At 39.6% G+C, this 24384-nt stretch carries 21 protein-coding genes and 1 pseudogene; 14 read left to right on the top strand and 8 right to left on the bottom strand.

Annotated features, from left to right (window positions below):
- Nucleotides 1–66: 66 nt before the first annotated feature.
- The 7 genes from rfbB to F955_RS00515 are packed head-to-tail and all read left to right on the top strand — an operon-like array spanning nt 67 to nt 5315.
- Nucleotides 67–1125 (top strand): dTDP-glucose 4,6-dehydratase, encoded by a 1059-nt coding sequence (gene rfbB, locus F955_RS00545; RefSeq protein ID WP_004813059.1) that lies wholly within the window; start codon nt 67–69, stop codon nt 1123–1125.
- Entirely contained in the window at nt 1125–2009 is an 885-nt protein-coding gene (gene rfbA, locus F955_RS00540; protein WP_004889960.1) for a glucose-1-phosphate thymidylyltransferase RfbA, read from the top strand. The genes rfbB and rfbA overlap by 1 nt, the downstream gene beginning before the upstream one ends.
- Entirely contained in the window at nt 2006–2413 is a 408-nt protein-coding gene (locus F955_RS00535; protein WP_004813056.1) for a sugar 3,4-ketoisomerase, read from the top strand. Before rfbA ends, F955_RS00535 begins: the two co-directional genes overlap by 4 nt.
- Nucleotides 2403–2951 (top strand): GNAT family N-acetyltransferase, encoded by a 549-nt coding sequence (locus tag F955_RS00530; protein WP_004889958.1) that lies wholly within the window; start codon nt 2403–2405, stop codon nt 2949–2951. The genes F955_RS00535 and F955_RS00530 overlap by 11 nt, the downstream gene beginning before the upstream one ends.
- Nucleotides 2952–3368 carry a MaoC family dehydratase gene (locus F955_RS00525; RefSeq protein ID WP_004813054.1) on the top strand — a complete coding sequence of 139 codons (417 nt, stop codon included), beginning with the start codon at nt 2952–2954 and terminating at the stop codon, nt 3366–3368.
- A 7-nt stretch (nt 3369–3375) separates the two neighbouring features.
- Nucleotides 3376–4491, top strand: a complete 1116-nt coding sequence (locus tag F955_RS00520; RefSeq protein WP_004889955.1) for a DegT/DnrJ/EryC1/StrS family aminotransferase — start codon at nt 3376–3378, stop codon at nt 4489–4491.
- Entirely contained in the window at nt 4491–5315 is an 825-nt protein-coding gene (locus tag F955_RS00515; protein ID WP_004813051.1) for a glycosyltransferase family 2 protein, read from the top strand. The genes F955_RS00520 and F955_RS00515 overlap by 1 nt, the downstream gene beginning before the upstream one ends.
- Nucleotides 5316–5319: 4 nt before the next feature.
- On the opposite strand, the gene F955_RS00510 is transcribed toward F955_RS00515, so the two are convergent.
- From F955_RS00510 to F955_RS00500, 3 genes are read right to left on the bottom strand one after another with little or no spacing between them, the layout of a single operon-like run.
- Nucleotides 5320–5775 carry an acyltransferase gene (locus F955_RS00510; protein ID WP_017401604.1) on the bottom strand — a complete coding sequence of 152 codons (456 nt, stop codon included), beginning with the start codon at nt 5773–5775 and terminating at the stop codon, nt 5320–5322.
- Between the two features lie 39 nt (nt 5776–5814).
- Nucleotides 5815–6747 carry an IS5 family transposase gene (locus F955_RS00505; protein ID WP_008302424.1) on the bottom strand — a complete coding sequence of 311 codons (933 nt, stop codon included), beginning with the start codon at nt 6745–6747 and terminating at the stop codon, nt 5815–5817.
- 27 nt (nt 6748–6774) lie between these two features.
- Entirely contained in the window at nt 6775–7647 is an 873-nt protein-coding gene (locus F955_RS00500; RefSeq protein ID WP_004889943.1) for a glycosyltransferase family 2 protein, read from the bottom strand.
- 95 nt (nt 7648–7742) lie between these two features.
- Here F955_RS00500 and yibB point away from each other — a divergent pair, with 95 nt between their 5' ends.
- Both yibB and F955_RS00490 read left to right on the top strand, forming a co-directional pair.
- Complete coding sequence (yibB, locus tag F955_RS00495) at nt 7743–8591, top strand: protein YibB (RefSeq protein WP_017401395.1); 849 nt, start codon at nt 7743–7745, stop codon at nt 8589–8591.
- A 12-nt stretch (nt 8592–8603) separates the two neighbouring features.
- Nucleotides 8604–9524, top strand: a complete 921-nt coding sequence (locus F955_RS00490; RefSeq protein ID WP_004813047.1) for a hypothetical protein — start codon at nt 8604–8606, stop codon at nt 9522–9524.
- A 23-nt stretch (nt 9525–9547) separates the two neighbouring features.
- On the opposite strand, the gene F955_RS00485 is transcribed toward F955_RS00490, so the two are convergent.
- The 4 genes from F955_RS00485 to F955_RS00470 form a co-directional block, all read right to left on the bottom strand.
- Nucleotides 9548–9766 carry a hypothetical protein gene (locus tag F955_RS00485; protein WP_004813045.1) on the bottom strand — a complete coding sequence of 73 codons (219 nt, stop codon included), beginning with the start codon at nt 9764–9766 and terminating at the stop codon, nt 9548–9550.
- Nucleotides 9767–9884: 118 nt separating this feature from the next.
- Entirely contained in the window at nt 9885–10751 is an 867-nt protein-coding gene (locus F955_RS00480; RefSeq protein ID WP_004889941.1) for a lysophospholipid acyltransferase family protein, read from the bottom strand.
- Between the two features lie 269 nt (nt 10752–11020).
- The gene (gene aspS / locus F955_RS00475) at nt 11021–12805 is read right to left on the bottom strand and encodes an aspartate--tRNA ligase (protein ID WP_004889934.1); all 1785 of its coding nucleotides are present in this window, start codon (nt 12803–12805) and stop codon (nt 11021–11023) included.
- Between the two features lie 162 nt (nt 12806–12967).
- On the bottom strand, nt 12968–13732 hold the full coding sequence (locus F955_RS00470) for a DUF4184 family protein (RefSeq protein WP_004889930.1): 765 nt from the start codon (nt 13730–13732) through the stop codon (nt 12968–12970).
- 141 nt (nt 13733–13873) lie between these two features.
- On the opposite strand from F955_RS00470, the gene znuD reads away from it, so the two are divergent.
- The gene (gene znuD, locus F955_RS00465) at nt 13874–16012 is read left to right on the top strand and encodes a zinc piracy TonB-dependent receptor ZnuD (protein WP_004889927.1); all 2139 of its coding nucleotides are present in this window, start codon (nt 13874–13876) and stop codon (nt 16010–16012) included.
- A gap of 106 nt (nt 16013–16118) precedes the next feature.
- Nucleotides 16119–17582 (top strand): phospholipase D-like domain-containing protein, encoded by a 1464-nt coding sequence (locus F955_RS00460; protein WP_004889924.1) that lies wholly within the window; start codon nt 16119–16121, stop codon nt 17580–17582.
- A gap of 56 nt (nt 17583–17638) precedes the next feature.
- Here the strand turns inward: F955_RS00460 and F955_RS00455 are convergent, their stop codons facing one another.
- Nucleotides 17639–19279 (bottom strand): acyl-CoA synthetase, encoded by a 1641-nt coding sequence (locus F955_RS00455; RefSeq protein ID WP_004889922.1) that lies wholly within the window; start codon nt 19277–19279, stop codon nt 17639–17641.
- Nucleotides 19280–19760: 481 nt separating this feature from the next.
- Here F955_RS00455 and F955_RS00450 point away from each other — a divergent pair, with 481 nt between their 5' ends.
- The 3 genes and pseudogenes from F955_RS00450 (at nt 19761) to thrS (ending at nt 24381) form a co-directional block, all read left to right on the top strand.
- Nucleotides 19761–21041: a D-arabinono-1,4-lactone oxidase gene (locus F955_RS00450; RefSeq protein ID WP_004889919.1), complete on the top strand. Its 1281-nt coding sequence runs from the start codon at nt 19761–19763 to the stop codon at nt 21039–21041.
- Between the two features lie 22 nt (nt 21042–21063).
- Nucleotides 21064–22221, top strand: a pseudogene (locus F955_RS00445) (alanine racemase).
- Nucleotides 22222–22458: 237 nt separating this feature from the next.
- Nucleotides 22459–24381, top strand: coding sequence for a threonine--tRNA ligase (gene thrS / locus F955_RS00440; RefSeq protein WP_004813026.1), 1923 nt, complete (start codon nt 22459–22461; stop codon nt 24379–24381).
- Nucleotides 24382–24384 lie beyond the last annotated feature (3 nt).

Here is a 24384-nt window from a genome sequence, read left to right as displayed (position 1 = left end):
ATGTTTAAATAAATTTGCTTAAAAGCATCAAATATAAATGTGATGAAATGATAGGAATAACTTGAAATGCGTATTCTAGTAACTGGTGGTGCTGGATTTATTGGTTCAGCTGTAATACGTCATATTATTGAAAACACTAAGCACCATGTTTTAAATGTAGATAAGCTTACTTATGCTGGAAATTTAGAGTCATTAAGTCTAGTTCAACAAAGTGATCAATATCAATTTAGTCAGACTGATATTTGTAATGAGACTGCAATCGAAGCACTCTTTCATGAATTTCAGCCAAATGTTGTGATGCATCTCGCTGCTGAATCGCATGTAGACCGTTCTATTGATGGTCCGGCAGCCTTCATACAAACCAATATTATCGGTACTTATACTTTACTTGAGGTTGCTCGAAAATATTGGCTGAATCTTGATGAAAAATCAAAAAAGAATTTCCGTTTTCATCATATTTCGACAGATGAAGTATATGGAGATTTGGAAGGAACAACCGATCTATTTACTGAAACAACACCTTATCAGCCAAGTTCTCCATATTCAGCATCTAAAGCGAGTTCAGATCATTTGGTCCGTGCTTGGCATAGAACCTATGGTTTACCGGTAATTGTCACCAATTGCTCAAATAATTACGGTCCATATCATTTTCCTGAAAAGTTAATCCCATTAGTAATTTTGAATGCACTCGATGAAAAGCCATTGCCAATTTATGGTAATGGCCAACAAATCCGAGACTGGCTATTTGTGGAAGATCATGCAAGAGCTTTATATAAAGTGGTGACTGAGGGACGGGTGGGAGAAACTTATAATATTGGTGGTCACAACGAAAAAAGAAATATAGAAGTAGTAAAAACCATTTGTACTATACTGGATGAATTAAAACCTAAAGCAGATGGGCAATTATATGAATCCTTGATAACTTTTGTGAAGGATCGCCCAGGTCATGATCTGAGATATGCAATTGATGCTGAAAAGATTCAAAAAGAATTAAACTGGTGTCCTCAAGAGACCTTTGAGACAGGTATTCAAAAAACTGTTGAATGGTATCTGAATAATTTGGACTGGTGTCGTCGTGTGCAAGATGGTAGTTACCAGCGTGAAAGATTAGGTGTAAATATATAATGTCAAATCAAACTAAAGGAATCATTCTAGCTGGTGGTTCGGGAACACGGTTATATCCAATCACAAAAGGGGTGTCTAAGCAGCTATTGCCAATTTATGATAAGCCCATGGTCTATTATCCACTTTCAGTACTCATGCTTGCAGGGATTCAGGATGTACTGATCATTACAACACCTGAAGATTTGAATAGCTTTAAACGTTTGCTGGGTGATGGATCACAGTTTGGTATTCGATTAGAGTATGCGATTCAGCCGAGTCCAGACGGTTTAGCGCAAGCATTTATTATTGGTGAAAAATCTATTGGAGATAGTAATGTCTGTCTAGTTCTAGGCGACAACATTTTCTATGGCCAAGGTTTTACCCCAATGCTAAAAAAGGCTGTTAGCCGAGCTAAAGGTGCAACAGTCTTCGGTTATCAAGTCAAAGATCCTGAACGTTTTGGTGTGGTTGAGTTTGATCAGCAGAAACGTGCAATTTCTTTAGAAGAAAAACCTAAACAACCTAAATCTCACTTTGCTGTCACAGGTCTATATTTTTATGACAATGATGTGATTCAAATTGCTAAACAAGTGAAGCCTTCTGAACGTGGAGAATTGGAAATTACCACAGTCAATCAGATGTATTTAGAGCGCGGTGATTTAAATGTAGAATTGCTTGGACGTGGTTTTGCTTGGCTAGATACAGGAACACATTCGAGCCTGCTTGAGGCTGCACAATTTGTAGAAACAATTGAAAAGCGTCAAGGTTATAAAGTTGCTTGTTTGGAAGAAATTGCTTTGAATAATGGCTGGTTAAGCAAAGAAAAAGTGTTAGAAATCGGTCAAAGCATGAGTAAAAATGATTATGGGCAATATTTGATGTCTTTAGTGCGTGAAAGTTTATGAGTCTTGTGCAATTAATTGATTTACCGGATTTAAGTGATGAACGAGGTGGGCTTGTCGCACTTGAATCAATGCAATCCATCCCTTTTGAATTGAAACGTGTGTATTATATTTTTAATAATACGCAAAATTCTCCCCGTGGATTTCATGCACATAAAAATTTAAAACAGGTGGCTATCTGTTTGCATGGTCAATGTCGTTTTGTTTTAGACAACGGTTATCATAAAGAAGAAGTTGTACTGTCATCGCCAACCAAAGGACTTTTGATCGAAAGTTTGATGTGGCGAGAAATGTATGATTTTTCAGAGGATTGTGTTCTTTTGATATTAGCTAGTGAGCATTTCAGTGAAGCGGATTATATACGTAATTATTCAAGTTTTCTAAAGGCAGTGCAAAATGCAGTTTGATATCAATCAACTTAAAGCCAATACAGTCCATTTTCGTTTAGTAGAGGAAAGTAATGCTCACTTTATTTGTGAGTTAAGAAGTGATCCTAATCTTAATAAACATATTTCTCAAACTTCTACTTTAGTTGAAGAGCAAAAAAAATGGATTAGGAATTATAAGGATAGAGAAAAAAAAGGTCAGGAGTATTATTTTATTATTTGTCGAAATGATAATAATCTTCCTATTGGTACTGTTCGCTTATATGACTTTCAATCTTCTTCTAATTCTTTTTGTTGGGGAAGTTGGATTTTGAATGAAAATAAAACTCGTTATGCTGCTATTGAAAGTGCATTGCTAGTATATAAATTAGCTTTTGATCACTTGAAGTTCGATCAATCTCATTTTGATGTGCGTAAAGAAAATATAAGTGTACATAATTTCCATATGAGATTGGGGGCAAAACATATTGATGGAAATGAGCTAGATAATTTTTATATTTATTTTTCATCAAAATATTATGAAATTCTGAATGATTATCAAAAGTTTCTAGGCCAATAAATGCAAACACTAAATATTGAAAATATTAAAGTAGGCGATAGAGCTGAATTAAAGCGAAGTTTCTCTGCTGAGGATGTTCAAAGATTCTCACGACTTTCTGGAGATACTAATCCTGTGCATCTTAACGAGGAGTATGCGAAGAACACTATATTTGGTTCTAGAATTGTACATGGAGCATTAGCATCTAGTATTTTCTCAACTATTTTTGCAACTACTTTACCAGGTCCTGGATGTATATATTTAAAGTCAGAGAATAAGTTTACTAAGCCTATTTATCTTAATGATTTTGTTGATTATTACGTGGAGGTTGTCGACGTAATAAAAGAGAGAAAAAAAGTTGTATTTGAAACTGGTGCATTTATAGACGGTAAGAAATGCATATCAGGTACAGCAGAGTTATATATTCCAGGTGAATAATTGAATTATGATTTCATTTTTAGATTTAAAGCAAATTAATCATCAGTACGCCGAAGAGCTAAAGGCTGCATGTAATCGTGTCATTGATTCTGGATGGTATATTGGTGGTCAAGAATTAGAGAAATTTGAACAGAATTTTGCAGATTATTGTGAGACTAAATTTGCTATTGGTGTTGCCAATGGTTTAGATGCTCTAATTCTTACCTTACGAGCATGGAAAGAGTTGGGCAAACTCAAAGATGGTGATGAAGTCATTGTGCCGGCGAATACCTATATCGCAAGTATTCTCGCAGTTACAGCCAATCATTTAATACCTGTTTTGGTAGAGCCAGATGAAAATAGTTTTAATATTTCGATTGAAGCAATACGAGCAGCAATTACTCCAAAAACAAAAGTGATTTTACCTGTTCATTTATATGGACAATTAGCAAATATGTCTGCAATTATGCAAATTGCACAACAGCATAATTTGTTAGTATTAGAAGATTCAGCTCAGGCACATGGAGCTGAAGTTGAAGGTAAAAAAGCGGGTAATTGGGGAGATGCAGCAGGTTTCAGTTTTTATCCAGGGAAGAACTTAGGTGCATTAGGTGATGCTGGTGCCATCACTACTAATGATGCAGAGTTAGCGCAAACTTTAAAAGCTTTGCGTAATTATGGATCCTATGAGAAATATAAAAACATATTTGTAGGCGTAAATAGTCGTCTTGATGAAATTCAAGCAGCGATGCTTGACGTAAAATTAAAATATTTGGATGATGAAACACAAAATCGACGCCAGATAGCGAATCTTTATATGGCTGAAATTAATAACCCACTCATTGAATTACCAAAAGTAAATAAAGATGTACTTAATGATCAGCAGCATGTTTGGCATGTATTTGTCATTCGTTCAAAGTATCGAATGGAATTGCAAAAGTATTTAGCGGAAAATGGGGTACAAACTTTAATCCATTATCCAATCCCACCACATAAGCAGCAAGCATATGAGGAATGGAATGACCTAAGTTACCCAGTTTCTGAGCAAATTCATGCAGAGATTTTGAGCTTGCCGATGGGGCCAACTTTAACGGTTGAAGATGCTGAAAAAGTCATTCAGCTTTGTAATGAGTTTAAAGTGTAATGGATAATTTATTAGTTACAATTGCTATCCCATGCTATAACCATGCGGGGTTCGTACAGGATAGTATTAGAAGTGTTATTAATCAAACATATGAAAATATTGAATTCATTATTATTGATGATGGTTCAACTGATCAGTCTGTGAATAAAATAAAGGAAATGCTTATTGAATGTGAGCAAAGATTCACTCGGTTTGAATTTCGGGATCGTCCAAATAAGGGATTATGTAACACCTTAAATGAAGCTTTAGAATGGGCTCAAGGAGATTATTTTTGTGTGATTGCTTCTGACGACCAGATGCTTCCTGAAAAAACAAGCTTACAGATTAGCTCGTTTAAGTCTGATACTGTGGGAGTTTTTGGCGGTGTGAATATTATTAACAATAAAAATCAAATACTTTCCTCACGGGTAAGAGAATATTCTGAAACTGGATTTGAAGATATTCTTCTGAATAAACATGATCTACCAGCCTCTTCACAAATGTTTAAAACAGAAATTTTGAGGCAGGTTGGAGGATATAATCCTAATGTAAAGGTAGAAGATTGGGATTTGTTGTTACGTATGTCAAAACTAAATAAAAAAATGGTTTATATACCACAATTGCTGATTAATTATCGTAAGCATGATTCTAATATTAGTTCAGATAATACTTTTATGTATACTGAAATGATAAAAATACTAGATCAATATGTAGATGAACCTAAATATGCACAGGCCCTATATATAGTAAAAAAAAGACTGCTTGTTAATCCTATGAAAAAAATAAGTAAGTTAAAGGCCTTTTTCTTAAAGATTAAGATTCTTTTAGAATATAAATTTAACTGAAACCTTAGTTAGAACTCAGTTTTTTTATTAACTTAGCTGGATTTCCTGCATAAATCGAGTATGCGGGGACGCTTTTTGTGACAACAGAACTGTTACCAATGACGGAACCTTCTCCTATGGTTACTCCTTTTAAAATTCTCACATTTTCTCCGATAAATACATGATTCTCTATAGAAACAGGTGAGCACTGATAATTTCCATTTGATCGATCTTTTATTTCTACACCATGGAAATCGGAGTCAGTAATAAAAAAATTTGGACCGATTAAGCAGTGTTCACCGATAGTTACTGATGTTTTATCTGCAATAATTACAAAACTATTGTTAATAATAGTATGATCTTTGATTGTTACTCTTGCTGAACTATTTCTAGCTTCAATGTATCCGGCAGTATGATAAAAATATGGAGAAGGGGTAACACCTAATTGAGCCATTTCAATATGAATTTGGCTTTGTTGCACAAAGATTTGAAATGCAAAGCGCCCCTAATTGAGCCAAATTTAAGGCGTAACTTGGGTAAGTGGGCGACCTAATTCCGTAAATCTGTTAAGGACTGCTACACGTGCATGGATCTCATTCACTTGGCTACCAAAACTCCTTGCGCTGAGTTTATCTCCTAATAATTTAATGCAGTGCATCTTAGTTTCAACCAAACTTCGCCGATGATAGCCTGACCATTTTTTCCATAGTGTCCTGCCTAAACGTTTAATTGTTCGAAGTAATTCATTTCGCTCTAGCGAGCTACTCTTTGTATCTTTCCATTGTTTCGCATTTTTTCTAGGTGGAATCACCGCATGCGCTTGCCGATCTGCAATGACCTGACGGCATTGCTTGGTGTCATAAGCTCCATCGGTATAAACAGAGTCAATCCGCTCATCTTGTGGAATCTGATCAAGTAAATCACCAAGCACCTGTGAATCACTGACATTATTGGTTGTAAGCTGAACTGCTCGTATTTGTAGGGTTTTGGCATCTATACCAATATGAAGTTTACGCCATTGGCGACGATATTCAGATCCATGTTTCTTGCGTTTCCATTCGCCCTCACCTAGAAACTTCATGCCTGTAGAGTCCATGAGTAGATGCAGCCCATCGCTACTTTTTTGGTAGCTGATTACAATATCAATATGCTTTTGTCTTCTACAAAGCGTGGTGTAATCTGGAGCTATCCAATTTAATCCGCAAAGTTTAATCAGACTTTGTACAAAGCCAGTAACCATACGTAAAGACAGACGAAATAAGGATTTAATCATTAAGCAGCATTGGATGGCTGCGTCGGAGTAGGTTTGATTTCGCCCTTGTTTGCCTTTTGATGGAGCATACCATTGCGTAGCAGGATCAAACCAAATGGCAATATTTCCGCGACTCATGAGTGCTCGGTTATATGCGGGCCAATTGGTTGTGCGGTAGATTTTGTGTGTAGGCTTCTTCATTTGAAAATTATATCGCTAAAAAAGCCTTTACAGATAGGTTTGTGCAACAAAGCCGCTGCAAACCCATTCTTGTTTTTCTTGAATTTGTTTATTGTTTTTTGATATATATTTTTTTATTCCCCATAATGTTGAAAAAAGCTCTTTATCAATTTTATTTTGAATTGGGTGTTTATTTAATAGCTTATGTAAGATAATGGCATTATTTATAATATAATGCATTTTTTGATTAATTTTCTTAGTTGTGGAGTTTGGGTTGTATTGATAATAATAAATTGAATTTATCTTTATAACCTTTTCTGAGTGTAAGAAATTTAATCTGCTTATTATTTCATCATTATTCAAAAAGTTTTCTTTTTTCGTATTTAAGGTGTGATAAAGATCATAGCTTTTTAAAAAAATATTCTTTTTCGTACACATGAAACCAGAAATTTTCCATCCTCCTATAGAGTTTTCTAAACATTCAAAACCATTATAAATATTTCTGCTTTCATCAAAGCAGGGAAGAGCTTCATATTTACCAGATTTATCTTGCATCATTACATCAAAAACAATAGTGTCTACTTTAGAATGTTTTATTACATTAATTATATTGTTAATCATATCATTTGATATAGAGTCATCACAATCAATAATTAAACAGTATTCCTCTTTTACTATTTTTATTGCATTTAGTCTAGCTTGGGCTGCTCCTTGGTTTTTTTGACTAATGATAGTGTACGAAAAAATATTTGATTTTAAGTTTTGATTCAATAGTGAAACTGTTGAGTCAGTAGAGCCATCATCAATAAAATATACATGAAAGTTTTTATTTTTTTGGTCTACTAAGCATTGAATAAAATTTAATATATTTTTTTCTTCATTAAATAGAGGGGTGATTATAGCAATTTTTTCAATGTCCACTTAGATTGTACCCATGATTAATAAATTTTCACTATTTTACATAAGTGACTTAAACTATAATATATTTTTCTCTTCTTTTATTATCTATGAATATCATGATAGAGCCAAATATAACGATTGTGACAGCTTTTTTCGATATTGGTCGCGGAGATTGGACTAAAGATAAGGGGCATCCTGGCTATTTACATCGGCCTACGTCTCAATATTTTGATTACTTTAAAAACCTTGCTGAATTAGATAACCCATTCATTGTCTATACTTCATCTGATTTTGTGGAAAAAATTTTAGAAATTCGAGAAGGTAAACCGACGACTGTTATTTCTATTGACCTTAAAGAAAAATTTTCATCTGTTCTAGAAAGAATAGACGTGATACAGAATGATGAACATTTTCGTTCAAAGGTAGATGATAAGCAGCTACGGAATCCCGAATATTGGTCTCCTTATTATGTATTGGTCAATAATTTAAAGTCCTATTTTGTTTATGAATCTATCAAGGAAAACTTAATCACGACAGATTTAGTTGCTTGGTTGGATTTTGGATACTGTCGAGATAAAAAAACCTTAAGCAAGCTACGACAATGGAGCTATAGCTTCGATACTTCAAAAATACATTTGTTTACCATTGCGGAAGAATTCGAATTCAGTGAAGCTAATGTGCTTAACTCAATTTTAGGTAATGTACCTTATATCATTGGTGGCGGTATCGTTGGTAGTGTTGAAAAATGGCCAGATTTTTACAATCTAATCTTAAGTAGCCAAATGGAATTGCTTAATAATAATTTGGTGGATGATGATCAAGGAGTTTATCTCTTATCAAAATTAAGAAATCCAGATATGATCCAGTTAAACTATTTAGGCAAAAACAATTGGTTTGGAATATTTAAAAAATTTAGACAAACAAATGGCTTGCTTGATAAGATAAAATTATTCCTGAATTTTTAGTAGTCTGTTTTTATGGAAAAGTGTTCCGAATTTCGCCCTGTTATTATGGGAGCAGCAACAGGTTATTCACCCGACAAAGTTGAATTATTTCTTAACAGTATATCTCGGACAAATTATACAGGTGTCGTAACTTTATTTTTAAATGGATCTCAGGTTGCTGAATATAAAGATTTTTTCAAAAAAAGAACGAATTATAAGTTTAGTTTAGAGTTTGTGGACTCTAAGATAGGAACCTTCAGTAGCTCCAAGAGCATTAGTAAAAACTTCAAGAAATGTATTCGTTTTTTAAGTAAATTTATTGTCTCTTCAGAACCTAAACTTAAGAAAGATTTTATCTATTTTCTTGCACCGCCTCATGTTTCTCGTTTTTTTGATTACTATGATTATTTGCAGCGCAATAATTTTAGTCATGTAGTGCTTACAGATACACGAGATGTAATCGTTCAGGGTGATTTGAACGAGCTAAATCAGGATGGGCTCTTTTTAGGAATGGAAGATAAGAGTTTACTATTAGGTAAAGATTCTTTTCATATTAAGTGGATTAGTGATGTTTATGGTAAAAACTATCTGAAAGAAATTGCTGATAAACAGATTTCTTGTGCTGGGGTAACCTTCGGCGATTATCAGTCTATGAGCAAATATCTTGATGTAATGATCAATGAATTTATGAGCTTGCCTTACTATACGATGGTGAGATCGAATTACGATCAAGGTATTCATAACAAGTTATTGTATTCTGGTGCATTTTCTGTATTGCACTTATGTCAGCCCTTAGAGTCTAAAATTGCAACATTAGGTGTTATGAATGTTGATAAAATAAATTTAAATGAGGACGCTATCCTTTTAAATTTAGATGGAACAACCCCTCTATTTGTTCATCAATATGATAGACATGAAGAGTTAGAAAACATCTTCACAGCGAAATATTTATAATTATTGAGTGAAAGGGCGGATAATTACTCCTTATCCGCATTTCCTTTCAAAACCATATAAATCAAACCAACAAAAATCAAGAAAGCACCAATGATACTGCTGAGACAGAAGTAAACAATACGGTCATTAGTATCTAAAGAGAATAGATTGTTGGCAAGAATATAGCGCATAAACAACCATTGAACGACTGAAAACACAATCAGCATGATGCCACGGTTACGGACAGCAGGACGCATCGCCATGGGAGACAATCCACATCTTAAAAGAATAACAAGATTATGCCATTTTTAGGGCGGAATCTCAATTTAATCTATTTTTTCAGAATTAACAGTTAGCTAACAAGTGCTTATGAAATTTAATTTAAGCTTTATAAGGATTGTTATTACCAAAGCAGCTTCTAAAGCGTTTATATGACCAAATATACTGTGCCGGTGCTGTTGCGATCATCTGTTCCATATGTTGATTCAGGCAAAGTACGCTGGTTTGTAGATCCTTAGACATAATATTATTCGATATAGAACTGCAGTGAATATCAAAATAGCTGTGTCGATTGGTACGAATACAGCTTATGCCTACCACATTACATTGTGTTTTTTGAGCTAATTTGGGAACAATAGTTCCTGAAAGAACGTTTTGTTTAAAAAAATCTGCATAGATGCCGCCCGAAGGCTTAGGAATATGATCTGGCAAAATAACAGTAAGACCACCTTGTTTTAAATGTTTAAATATAGCTCTTATACCAGTTTCATCTGCAGGGACTAAAATTGCATTTGTTTTCTGGCGAGCCTGCAAAATATAGCGATTGATGTCTTTATTTCTATTCGGCTTATACATAATCATGGGTTGTGTTTGTGAGCAAAGCCACGCATTTAGTAATTCCCAGCTTCCCAAATGTGGAACTACGACAATTACACCTTTTTTCTTATTGATAGCATGGTTGAAATGTTCAATGCCATGAATTTGATTGATACGTGAAAGGTTATAATCAGTAGACATTCCCCAAAATTTAATACATTCCAAATAACTTAAACCTTGACTTCGAATACTTTTTCTAATGATATTTTTTTGCTGTTTATCATTTAGTTTAGGATAAGCTATTTGAATATTAATCTGCGTGATACGGTGAATAGATGAATTGGTTTGATATAAAAACCAAGCAATTATGTACCCGAACAATTGTAAAATGCGTAAAGGTAATATAGCTAAAAAAGTTAGTAGAAAATACATATTTTAAAAAAGACTCTTTAATAAGCGAGTTTAATCGTGAAAATTATATAAGCGCCTAAAAATCTGACTCTTCATCAAAAATAGCAAAGCAACTTAATGGTTAATATAAAATATTGTGAAAAATAGTTTAAAAAAATTTATCTATATTTTCATACTGAAAGGATAAGATTTTTTATACTCAAAGCCCTAGTTAAAACTATAATGAATCGCTAAGATCATGATAAAAAAGCCCTGCACAGAGCAGGGCTTATCACATCAGTCGCTAAATATTACTTAGCTTCTTCAGCTTTTGGTTTTTCACGTAAGCGAATACCCAAATCACGCAATTGATTTGATTCAACTGGTGCAGGTGCTTGTGTCAATGGACATTCAGCAGTCTTGGTTTTCGGGAATGCAATCACGTCACGGATAGATGATGCACCGGTCATTAACATCACCAAACGGTCAAGACCGAATGCCAGACCACCGTGCGGAGGTGCGCCATAGCGTAATGCATTTAACAAGAAGCTGAATTTCTCTTCTGCTTCTTCTTCACCAATACCAAGTGCTTCGAAGATCGCTTTTTGCATTTCAAGGTTATGAATACGTAAAGAACCACCGCCGATTTCAGTACCATTCAATACCATGTCATAAGCAACTGAAAGCGCAGCACCCGGATTGTTCTTCACTTCTTCAACGCTTGATTTTGGCAGCGTGAATGGGTGATGCACAGAAGTCCATTTGCCATCATCAGTTTCTTCGAACATCGGGAAGTCAACTACCCAAAGCGGTGCCCACTCGCAAGTTGCAAGTTTCATGTCATGACCGACTTTGATACGTAAAGCACCCATCGCATCATTAACAACTTTGGCTTTGTCCGCACCAAAGAACACGATGTCGCCATTTTCAGCGCCAACACGTTTCAATAGATCCAGCACGATTGGCTCGATGAATTTCACGATTGGAGACTGAAGACCTTCGATGCCTTTTTCAAGTTCGTTGACTTTGATATACGCCAAACCTTTCGCGCCATAGATGCCTACAAATTTAGTGTATTCATCAATCTGGCTACGTGGTAATGAACCTGCACCCGGTACGCGAAGCGCAACGATACGGCCTTTAGGATCTTTAGCAGGACCTGCGAATACTTTGAACTCAACGTCTTGCATCATGTCTGCAACGTCAACCAGTTTCAAAGGAATACGCATATCCGGTTTATCAGATGCATAGTCACGCATGGCATCTGCATAAGTCATACGTGGGAATTTGTCGAATTCAACGTTTAGAAGTTCTTTGAACATCTTCACGGTTAATGTTTCCATCAAATCCATGATGTCATCGTCACTCATGAACGATGTTTCAACGTCGATCTGGGTGAATTCAGGCTGACGGTCAGCACGCAAGTCTTCGTCACGGAAACATTTTGCGATTTGGTAGTAACGATCGATACCACCCACCATCAACAACTGTTTGAATAACTGTGGTGATTGTGGCAGGGCATAGAAGCTACCGTTAGAAACACGACTTGGTACTAGATAGTCACGTGCACCTTCAGGCGTAGCACGAGTTAAGATCGGAGTTTCAACGTCTAGGAAGCCATTGTCTTCGAAGTAGTTACGAATCAGGTTAGTCAGTTTAGAACGGAAACGTAAACGGTCTAACATTTCAGGGCGACGGATGTCCAGGAAACGGTACTTTAAACGTACTTCTTCAGAAATGTTGGTATTTTCGTCATTCAATGGGAATGGCGGAGTTTCTGACGCAGCAAGAACTTCAATTTCTTTACCCAGAACTTCGATTTGACCGCTGGTGATATTTGCGTTTTCAGTTCCTGCATAACGACGACGTACGCGGCCTGTAATTTTTAATACAAATTCTGAACGTGATTTGTCGGCAGTTGCGAATGCTTCAGGAGTATCTGGGTCAATAACCACTTGAACAAGACCGTCACGGTCACGCATGTCAAGGAAGATTACACCACCGTGGTCACGGCGACGGTGAACCCAACCGCATAATGTTACGGTTTGGTCAATTTGAGCTTCGGTTAATGAACCGCAGTAATGAGTTCGCATCATAGCGTTAAAAATCCAACTATATGGTTTAAGGTCAGCGAATACGTAAACAGCGTACCGCTTTTCGTAAAGGTAGGATTATGCCTCTTTGGGCATGTAGTCACAAGAACTTGGGTCAAAAACAATATCACTTTAAAGTAAATAGAAGAAAAGCCAGCGCTTTGTCTATCCCATCCTACTACCTCTGTCTAAAAATAAAAACAATAAACAGCCCAGACTAAAGGTAATCAGAAAGCCTTGGCTAAATTCATTAATAGATCGTCCAGTAAAATAATAGAGATCCGATTGCCAGACGTCTGTAGGAATATAGCGTGCATAATCCCAGACTGAAAACAGAGCGGTTAATATAGAAAAGAAAAATAAGCCCCAGGCAAATGACTTGATTTTTAGGCTGACTGCGAGATATTGGCGATGCTTTTTATAGTAGTGCACACTCATCCACAATATAAAAGGTAAGGCTAGAAAAGATGTGCCAATCTGTAAAATCCGGTGCAGCGGATAACTTTGTCCAAATAACTGAAACTGTTGCGCTAAGATTTCATGGAAGGCAAAAGTCCGAAAATCGACGTGGGTCAGACCATCCCAGATTAAATGAGTGGCTGTGCCGATGATCAGTGCCAGACACATCGCCAAGATAAATCTTAAAGCTGAAAGGATGCTGTAAATATCTAAATCATGATAAATACCGATGAAACGGTAAATTACTGGCCGGTAAACCAGATACCAGATGCTACAGAAAGCCAGCCCAATCCAGAGGTCTGGATGAATCAGCGAAGACCATAAATGCGTGATATTTGAATTGCTCGAAGTAAAGAGTCGATGTAAATCGGGCACCATACAGCCAATCGCCATCGCAGCAATCGGTAGCCGATTACCGCTTAAACGTGAAATAGGTGGAGCAAGCACAGCATGCGATAAGGTAAAGGGCATAAAAATAATGTTTTAATGTAATAAAAAAATATTCAAAAAGCATTCTAATAAAATATATCACTGGTTATCGTAAACGATTGCAAAAATAATGAAATGTTATATTATAACATTATTCTATTTTAGTCATTTTGAGCTTGGGTCATGTCTTTTCATAAGAATTTAATAACAGTCTCTATTTTTGCGGTTATTACACCATCAGCATTCGCACAACAAGAAGAAGCGACAGTAGCTGTACAAACGCTGGAAACCATCCAGGTTCAGGCCCATCCATTGATACAAACCGCAGCAGATTTTGCGGTTGCGGATCATGTGGTGGATCAAAAAGCATTATCTGAGCGTGCGACGACCATTGGTGATGCACTGGCAGATGAATTGGGTGTCTATTCAAATCAGTTTGGTACAGGTGCAAGTCGTCCGGTCATTCGAGGTCAGGATGGCCCACGTGTGAAAGTGTTGCAGCATGCTTCAGAAACTGCTGATGTTTCGACCTTGTCTCCGGATCATGCTGTCACCGTCGATCCGATTCTGGCGAAGCAGGTAGAAGTGATTCGCGGTCCATCTACATTACTTTACGGTGCCGGTACAGTCGGTGGGTTGGTGAATGTCACCGATCAAAAAATTCCGACCCAGATGCCTGAAGATGGTCTGGAAGGTACAGTCGGCCTGCGTTATAACTCAGGTAGTGACGAAAAGTTAGCAAGTGCTGGTGTGACAGCGAGTATTGGTGAAAATTTTGCTTTGCGTGTAGAAGGCTCAAAGCGTAAAGCCAATGATTATATTGCCCCGGATTATGTGGTCGAAGAGCCGCATGGAGATCACTCCCACTTTCATAAAGAACGCCGTGTAGGCAATACCTTTGCCGAAGGGCAAACGGTGAATATTGGCGGTTCATGGATTCATGACCGAGGTTTTGTCGGTCTGTCCTATAGTAACCGTCAGGATCAGTATGGCTTGCCCGGTCATAGTCATGAATATCATGGTTGTGAAATTCATGGAGATCATTTTCACTGCCCAAAACCAGATGAAGATGAGCACGATCATGAAGAAACAGCTGGACCTTGGGTGGATTTAAAATCCGAGCGTTATGAGGTGCGTACCGAACTGGAGCAACCATTTACCGGTGTGGAAAAACTGCGAGCGCATGCCAGCTTTACTGACTATGAACATGATGAGCTTGAAGAAAGCGAAGTGATCAGTAATTTTAAAAGTAAGGGCTATGACGGTCGTTTAGAGCTGGTGCATGTACCAGTTGCAGGCTGGGAAGGGGTAGTTGGAACCCAGCTTTCACAGCAGAAAATTAATTTGTCCGCTCCAGAATCCCATGGCCATGACGAGCATGATGATGAAGGACATGAGCATGATCATAGTGAACATGCTGGTCATAATCATGAGGTGTTCATGCCAGACACCAAAACCCAGAAATACAGCTTATTTGCTTTGGAACATAAACAGTTCGGCGATGTGCATGTCGAGTTGGGCGCACGCGTTGAACATCAAAAAGTGAAAGTAGATTCGGAGCAGAAAGATTATTCAGGCACTGGCGTATCTGCATCTGCTGCGGCCAACTGGAAATTTGCACCAAACTACAAGCTTTCTGTGGTGGGATCACATCAGCAGCGTTTGCCTTTGGCCCAAGAGCTGTACGCGGATGGCCTGCATTTTGCCACCAATACGTATGAACTCGGTAACCCTGACCTCGATAAAGAAACTTCAAATAATCTTGAATTGGGTCTGCATTATGAAGGTGATCAACTGGATTACCATGTGCATGTGTATCACAACTGGTTCGATGATTATATTTATGGCGAAACAATAGCGCAGAAAGGTAATTTACGCGGTGTGCAGTATACCCAAGACAAAGCCAGATTCTATGGGACTGAGGCACAGGCAGGTTACCAGATCAATGACATGTATAAAGTCAGTGTTTTTGGTGACTATGTGCGTGGCAAGATTGAAGGTGAAAATGCACCACGTGTACCCGCGGGCCGCTTAGGAACCAAAGTCGAAGCAGACTTTGCCGATGGCTGGTCAGGTCTGGCTGAATATTATCATGTCTTTAATCAGGACAAGATTGCCAGTTATGAAAATGAAACCCAGGGCTACAATATGGTGAATGTTGGCTTAAGTTATGCCAATAGCATTGCAGATAAAAATGCTTACCGGGTTTATTTCAAAGCCAACAATCTGCTTGATGATCAGGTGTATTCACATACTTCATTCCTGTCCAATATTCCGCAAGTCGGTCGCAACTTTACTGTCGGCGTGCAGTATGATTTCTAACAGGTCTACGAAAATAATCGACCAAATCATCTAGATCTCACTGAAATCTACTTGAAAAATCATAAGATAAAACCTAGCCTGAGTATATTGGGTTAGGTTTTTTCTTATGCGTATCTTTCAACGAATTCACAATAAATTGAACTGGTCGAATCGCCGTTATGCGACTTTGATCATTAGTATGCTGGCCGTGGGTTATCTGGCTTCAGCGATCTACCACACGTATAAGCCTTTGCCGGAAGGTCTGAATTATACGGGCAAGCTGCGTCATGCCGAAGTCAAGTTTCTGGCTGATCAGACTTATCTGGATGCACAAGGCAAGCAGCAGCTAGATCATCGCATTTTTAATGAAATGCTGAACATGATTGAAGAAGCCAAATCGCTGATCGTGCTTGATATGTTTTTATTTAATCAGCAAACTGGGGCATCTACGCAGGAACATCAGGCATTAAGTCAACAACTGACGGATGCTTTAATCAGTAAACGTCTGTTGCAACCTGAAGTCGAAATCAAATTTATTACCGATCCGATCAATTCGGTCTATGGCGGAATTCGATCCGAGCAGTATCGAGCCCTACGTCAGCACGGTGTTGATGTGATTGAAACCAATCTGATGCCATTGCGGGCTTCCAATCCAAGCTGGTCCGGCTTCTGGTATATCTGTTGCCAGGGCATTGGCAATAATCCGGAAAAGGGCTGGTTGCCGAATCCATTTGGAACAGAAAAAATTACCCTGCGCAGTTATTTTGAGCTGTTTAACTTTAAAGCCAATCATCGCAAAACTATGGTGGTGGATACCGATCAAGGCTGGAAAGCACTGGTCACATCCATGAACCCGCATGATGGCAGTTCGCGGCATTCCAATATTGGTTTATTGGTCTGGGGTAGCACCGCTGTGGATATCCTGAAAACAGAGCAATCTGTCGGCATGATGTCACAAGCCAATATGCCTGCCATTGTCGCCGGGGATTTTCAGGCAGACAGCAGCCAGCCACAAGTTCAGGTGCTGACTGAAAAAGCTATTTATGATGCGATTCTGAATCTCATTCAGACAGCCAAAGCAAATGAGCAGATTGATCTGGCGATGTTTTATTTATCTGAGCGCAAAATTATTAAAAGTCTGATTGCGGCACATGAACGTGGTGTCAAAGTCCGGGTTTTACTCGATCCAAATAAAGATGCTTTTGGCCGTGAGAAAAACGGGATTCCAAACCGGCAAGTGGCTTGGGAACTGCATAAAGCAGATATTGATGTGCGCTGGTGCCGTACTCAAGGAGAGCAATGTCATAGTAAAATACTGATGAAGCGCAATGCTCAGCAAGCTGAAATGATTTTAGGCTCGGCTAATTTTACCGTACGGAATCTGAAAAACTATAATCTGGAAACCAATATGCGTGTGCTAGGTCAGCCTCAGGCCGAAGTGTTCAAGGATGCCCAGCAATATTTTGACGGTGCATGGTCAAATCTGAATGGTCGTGCCATGAGCGTGGACTATACGCAATATGCAGAAGATTCGTTCTTTAAATACTGGCTATACCGTTTTATGGAATGGAGTGGCTGGTCGACGTTCTAGATGAGAAATCAAAAGGAAGTCGAGATGACTTCCTTTTTTTATCGAATAATAATGGATTAGCTAAACTCACCAGTTGAGCGTTCTTTGGCCCATTCACGCAGGACAAATTTTTGCAGCTTGCCAGTCGAAGTTTTTGGAATCTCAGTAATCACCACATCTTTTGGCACTTTGAAACGCGCCAAATGTTCACGACAAAATTCAATAATTTCTTCTGGTGTAACTTCGAAGCCCTGTTTGAGTTCAATAAAGGCACACGGCACTTCCTGCCAGCGTGGATCTGGTTTGGCGACTACCGCTGCAGTCAGAATCGCAGGGTGCTGATACAGCACTTCCTCTACTTCTAGCGAAGAAATATTTTCACCACCAGAAATGATGACATCTTTAGAGCGGTCAGTGATTTTGGCATAACCGTCTGGCTGGCAAACAGCGAGGTCACCGGTATGGAACCAGCCACCGGCAAAGGCTTCTGCCGTAGCTTCCGGATTTTTCAGATAACCTTTCATGACGATGTTACCGCGGAACATGATCTCGCCCAGCGTTTTACCATCATGTGGCACTTCCTGCATGGTTTCAGGATCAAGCACTTTCATACCATCCTGCAATGGATATGGTACACCTTGACGTGAGTGCAACTGGGCCTGTTCCTGGATGGTGAGATCGGACCAGCCAGCTTGAGATGCACATAGGGCAGAAGGACCATATGTCTCGGTTAAACCATAGACGTGGGTTACATTGATACCAATATTGCGCATACCTTCAATGATGGCTGCTGGAGGCGCAGCACCTGCCACCATAACTTCTACACGGTGATCAAATTTGGTTCTTTTCTCTTCCGGTGTATTGATGAGCATCGACAGGACAATTGGTGCACCACAGAAATAATCGACTTTATGTGTGGCAATCAGCTGAAAGATCAGTTCAGGATCAACTTTGCGTAAGCAGACATTGGTTCCGCCGTTGGCCGCCATGGTCCAGGCAAAACACCAGCCATTACAGTGGAATAATGGCAGGGTCCAGAGATAGGTTGCACGTGGCATCATGCCACAGGCAATAATGTTGCTGGCTGCATTAATATACGCACCGCGATGATGATAAACCACGCCTTTTGGGTTGCCAGTTGTACCTGAAGTATAGTTCAGGCTGATTGCGTCCCATTCATCTTGTGGCAAGTGCCATTCAAAATTGGCATCGCCTTGAGCCAGCCAGCTTTCATATTCAATCTGGCCAATACGATCAGCAGCTTCTTCATAGTTCTCATCTGCTACATCGATGATATAAATATCCTGCTTGATCAGTGCCAGCGCTTCCTGCGCCACAGCAGTAAATTCAGGATCGACAAGTAGAACTTTAGTTTCCGCATGTTCTAGCATAAAAGCCAAAGTCTTGGCATCTAAACGGGTATTTAAGGTATTCAGTACAGCACCTGCCATCGGAACAGCAAAGTGCGCCTCAATCATGGCTGGGACGTTAGGTAAAAGGACAGATACGGTATCATTTTTGCCTACACCAAGCTGTTGCAACTGGTGAGCGAACCGACGACAGCGCTGATAAGTGTCACGCCAGGTAATTTCACGCTGGCCATGAATAATGGCATTCTGGTTGGGATAGATATAGGCCGCACGTTCTAGATAGCGTAAAGGTGAAAGCGCTACAAAGTTTGCTGGTGTGCGTGGTAATTCATCATATGCACTGCCCATTGTTCTACTCCCTGAATAAATAATTATTATTTAATTACTCTAAATCTAGCAATTTTTAGTGATTGTGACATTTATGCTTTAGTCGAGCGTGAATGAAAGATCAAGCTTTTAATATCTATATTTTTGTTTTTATTGAACTTTGATGGATAAAATGAACTGTTACTTTACATGTCTGTCACTATAATAAACAGAATAAAGTTGGGTTAAATAGAATCCGGTGTGAAATTTAGCTTCAAAGACCCGCGCAAATAGATAAAATGACTGGCTTTTATTTTTGTGGATTAGTGACTAATAAAATCAAATTATTTTGCAAGTATTTATAAAAAAACGAGTTTTACAAATTTACATAGACTTTAAAATTGACTTGTTTCTCTAAATGACTGCATGATGATTTCTAAATAAAAAGATATTCATAACAACAAAAATAAGAGCAATTATGTCCGGGTTTTATTGACTTAAAACCGGGTAAAAGGAAGCCGCTATGGAGATAGCACGTGCAGAGATGTGGGCCAACTGGTCAGGTTCCCAGCGATCCAGTCCCAGTATTTTTCATCCTTACAGCATTGAGATGCTGCAGGGGCTTGTGCGTGTCTATCCAAAATTACGTGTTGTGGGTGCAAGCCATTCCTTTAGTGCCTTGGCAAAAACCAGCGACGTGCTGGTTTGCCTAGATCAGCTTAAAGGGATGTGTGACTATGATCGAGAACAGTGTCGCAGTACCTTTTGGGCCGGGACCCGTTTGTATGATGTGGGTGAGAAGCTGGCCACCATTGATCAGGCATTGGCAAACCAAGGGGATATCGACCGGCAAAGTCTGGCAGGTGCCATTGCTACAGGTACGCATGGAACCGGGGTGGAGTTACCTTGTCTTTCTGCTCTGGTTTCTGAATTTGAATTGCTGACTGCGGACGGTCACTTGCTATGCTGTAACTCTGAGCAGAATGCAGATATCTTTGCTGCAGGACGGGTGGCATGTGGCAGTCTGGGCATTATGACCCGTATCCAGCTACAAAACCGGCCCATGTACAGGTTGCAGGAGCAGATTCGACTTTGCTCACTCACCGATCTATATGCAAGCATCGATAAATGGAAGCATCAGCACCGGCATATAGAGTTCTGGGCCTTTACCCATAGCGATAATGTCATTCTAAAAAGTCTGGATGAAACCCAGGAAGAAGCACAGGCAAGACCGGATGGTTGGCTGGATGAGGACTTCATGTTGAACATGTGCTGTGAGCTGAATCGAATTTGGCCAGGACTGAATCCCTGGTTACAGCGTCTGTTAAATATAGCGATCCGGCCATCGAAAGCAGTGGACTGGTCCAGCCGTATTTTTCCTAGTGTACGTAATACCCGTTTTAATGAAATGGAATATCAGCTGCCGGTGAAACAGGGACTGGCCTGTTTTGAGGAGGTTATGGAAATACTACAGCAACAGAAAGCGCCGGTATTTTTTCCAATTGAATTTCGTTATGTACGTGGGGACGATATCTGGCTAAGTCCATTTTATCAACAAGATTCAGTTTCGATCTCCGTACATCAATTTTACAAACAGGATTATCAGGTGATTTTTGATCTGGTAGAACCGATTTTCAGAAAATACGGAGGACGCCCGCACTGGGGCAAGCTGCATTCGCTGGAAGCCCGACAGCTTTGTGAACTCTATCCGAAATGGGATGAGTTTATGCAGTTACGAAAATCCCTTGATCCACAGGATAAATGGCTCAATCCTTATCTGGAGCGCCTGTTCATTCCATCTTGAATGAGCTGAGGAGGAATACAGTATGCTATATCTTGACTACTTTCAGGAACTCCAGAAAACTCTGCATGAGCAAGGAAATGGACAACCTCAATTGATTCTGGATTTGTCTAAGCTGGAACAGAATATTGACTGGTTACAACATAAGATGCCGACCCATCTGAAACCGCGTCTGGTGGTGAAATCATTAGCCAATTCAATATTGCTAAAACGAATTGCTAAAGCCTTTAATACCCAGTCTTTTATGGTGTTCCATCTTCCGCATGCGGTCCATATCCTGCAAGCCTATACGCAGGCAGATATTCTGATGGGCAAGCCAGTGCCTTTGCAATGCCTGAAAAGCTTTACCGAAGATCAGGCTGAGCATCTGCCGAAAGTGCAGTGACTGATTGATTCAGCTGAGCGTCTGAAAAATTATCTGACATATGCCAAGGAGCGGAATCTACAGCTGCGGATCAATCTGGAAATTGATATTGGCCTTCATCGTGGTGGGTTGTCAGATCTAGAGCAGTTTATGCACTGCCTGGCGATTATCAAAAGCCATTCGGAATATCTGAGTTTAAGTGGTCTGATGGGTTACGATGCTCATGTTTCTAAGTTGCCTAGTGCATTATTTCCTCCCATCCAGAGCTATCAGAAATCTCAACAGTGTTATATGAACTTCATGAATGTCATGTGCCAGATGCTGCCTGAGCTGGATCTGTCTGCTCTTTGTCTGAATGGAGCGGGAAGTGGTACCTTGCATCACCACTTTATCCAGACGGTCTGTAATGATGTATCCTTCGGTTCAATGTTGCTCAAGCCAACTGATTTTGATCTGGAAGGCCTAGAGCCCATGCAACCGGCTTTATGGATTGCTGCACCAGTATTGAAAGTGCTGGACCAAATTCAGTTACCTGGATTAGAGCGATTAAAGCGGTTTCAACCGCGGCAACGGGCGGTATGTATTTATGGTGGTTACTGGCGCGGGAAATGTATCTATCCGCCAGGTGCGAAGCCACATTTACTGTATGGACGCAGTAGTAATCAGGAATTGTTGCAGATTCCATCTAGTTGCCGGATTCAGGTCGATGATTATGTATTTTTCCGGCCCGCCCAAAGTGAATCGATTCTGCCACAATTTGCTTCGCTGTATGCTTATGAGCAGGGACAATATCAAAAGTGGGAGAATTTTAGGGAATAACAGGATGGATCATGGTGGCTATCTCCCAAGTCATTCTGAATATCCTGCAAGGGATTGGCAGCAAAGCATGTTTTCAGCCGAGAAAAAAGGATTAACGGTTTATTAAATGGCCCGAGACGTGTAAAATTCTAGGCGATTTTTATTTATCCACCGTTTTTATCTTTTGAGGTTCTCCTCGATCATAATCTCGCGGTGACATGCTCCATTGTACGGGGCATCACTCCTTAAGGATTTCATATGCCAATTATCACTTTGCCAAATGGCGATCAAAAACAGTTTGATCAAGCCGTATCTGTGATGGAAGTTGCTCAAAGCATCGGTCCTGGTCTAGCAAAAAATACTGTTGCAGGTCGTGTGAACGATCGTTTAGTAGACGCTTGTGATCTTATTACTGAAGACGCAACCTTACAGATTATTACGCCGAAAGACGAAGATGGTGTTCATATCATTCGTCACTCTTGCGCACACCTAGTGGGTCATGCTGTTAAGCAATTGTTCCCAGAAGCAAAAATGGTAATTGGTCCAGTCATTGAAGAAGGTTTCTACTATGACATCTGGATGCCACGTCCATTTACTCTAGACGATATGGCAGCGATTGAAGAGCGTATGAAAAAGCTCATCGATCAAGACTACGATGTCATCAAAAAAATGACACCACGTGATGAAGTGATCAAAGAATTCACTGCGCGTGGCGAAGAATACAAACTCCGTCTGATCGAAGACATGCCTGAAGAAACACAAATGGGCTTGTATTACCATCAAGACTATTTGGATATGTGCCGTGGTCCGCACGTTCCAAATACTAAATTCTTAAAATCGTTTAAGCTGACTAAAATCTCGGGTGCTTACTGGCGCGGTGATGCGAAAAATGAACAGTTACAACGTATTTACGGTACAGCGTGGGCGGACAAAAAACAGCTTGCTGCTTATGTAAAACGTATCGAAGAAGCAGAAAAACGTGATCACCGTAAAATCGGTAAAGCGCTAGACTTGTTCCATATGCAGGAAGAAGCACCGGGTATGGTGTTCTGGCATCCGAATGGCTGGACCATTTACCAGGTTCTTGAACAGTACATGCGTAAAGTTCAGCAGGACAATGGCTACGAAGAAATCCGCACACCACAGGTGGTTGATTTCACGTTATGGGAAAAATCAGGCCATGCTGCCAACTATGCAGACAACATGTTTACGACGCATTCTGAAAATCGTAACTATGCGGTGAAGCCAATGAACTGTCCTTGTCACGTACAAGTGTTCAACCAAGGCTTAAAGTCATACCGTGATCTTCCGGTACGTCTGGCAGAATTCGGGTCATGTCACCGTAACGAACCATCAGGTTCTTTACATGGGATTATGCGTGTTCGCGGCTTTACCCAAGATGATGCACATATTTTCTGTACCAAAGAGCAAATCGGTACTGAAGTTGCAGACTTTATCAAATTGACACTCGATGTATACAAAGATTTTGGCTTCGAAGAAGTACAAATGAAGTTGTCAACTCGTCCTGAAAAACGTGTTGGTGATGATACACTTTGGGATATGGCAGAAAAATCTTTGGCAGATGCTTTAGATGCTGCTGGTCTGGAGTGGGAATTGCAGCCAGGTGAGGGTGCGTTCTACGGTCCGAAGATCGAATTCTCATTGAAAGACTGCTTGGGCCGTGTATGGCAATGCGGTACGATTCAATGTGACTTCAACCTTCCAGAACGTCTAGATGCATCTTACGTGACCGAAGACAACGACCGTGATCAGCCAGTAATGTTACATCGTGCAATTCTTGGCAGTTTCGAGCGTTTTATTGGTATACTTATTGAACACTACGCAGGCTTTATGCCACCTTGGTTATCACCAATTCAGGCGTGTGTCATGAATATTACCGATTCTCAAGCCGAGGCTTGTGAGTCAGTCGTCGCAAAACTTAAAGAAAGCGGTATCCGCGCGATTTCCGACTTGAGAAATGAGAAAATCGGCTTTAAGATTCGTGAACGTACTTTAGAGCGTATTCCTTACTTACTGGTACTTGGGGACCGTGAAGTAGAGGAAGGTACGGTAAATGTCCGTACACGCTCAGGAACAAATTTGGGTACCATGTCAATCGATGCTTTCGTTGATCTGGTAAAAACAGCCGTTGCCGAACGCGGCCGGTACATTGTGGAGTAACAG

It is taken from the genome of Acinetobacter schindleri CIP 107287, from assembly GCF_000368625.1.
GTDB lineage: Bacteria > Pseudomonadota > Gammaproteobacteria > Pseudomonadales > Moraxellaceae > Acinetobacter > Acinetobacter schindleri.
The sequence above is the reverse complement of the archived record's forward strand: the minus strand, read 5'-3'. Positions and strand labels throughout refer to the sequence as shown.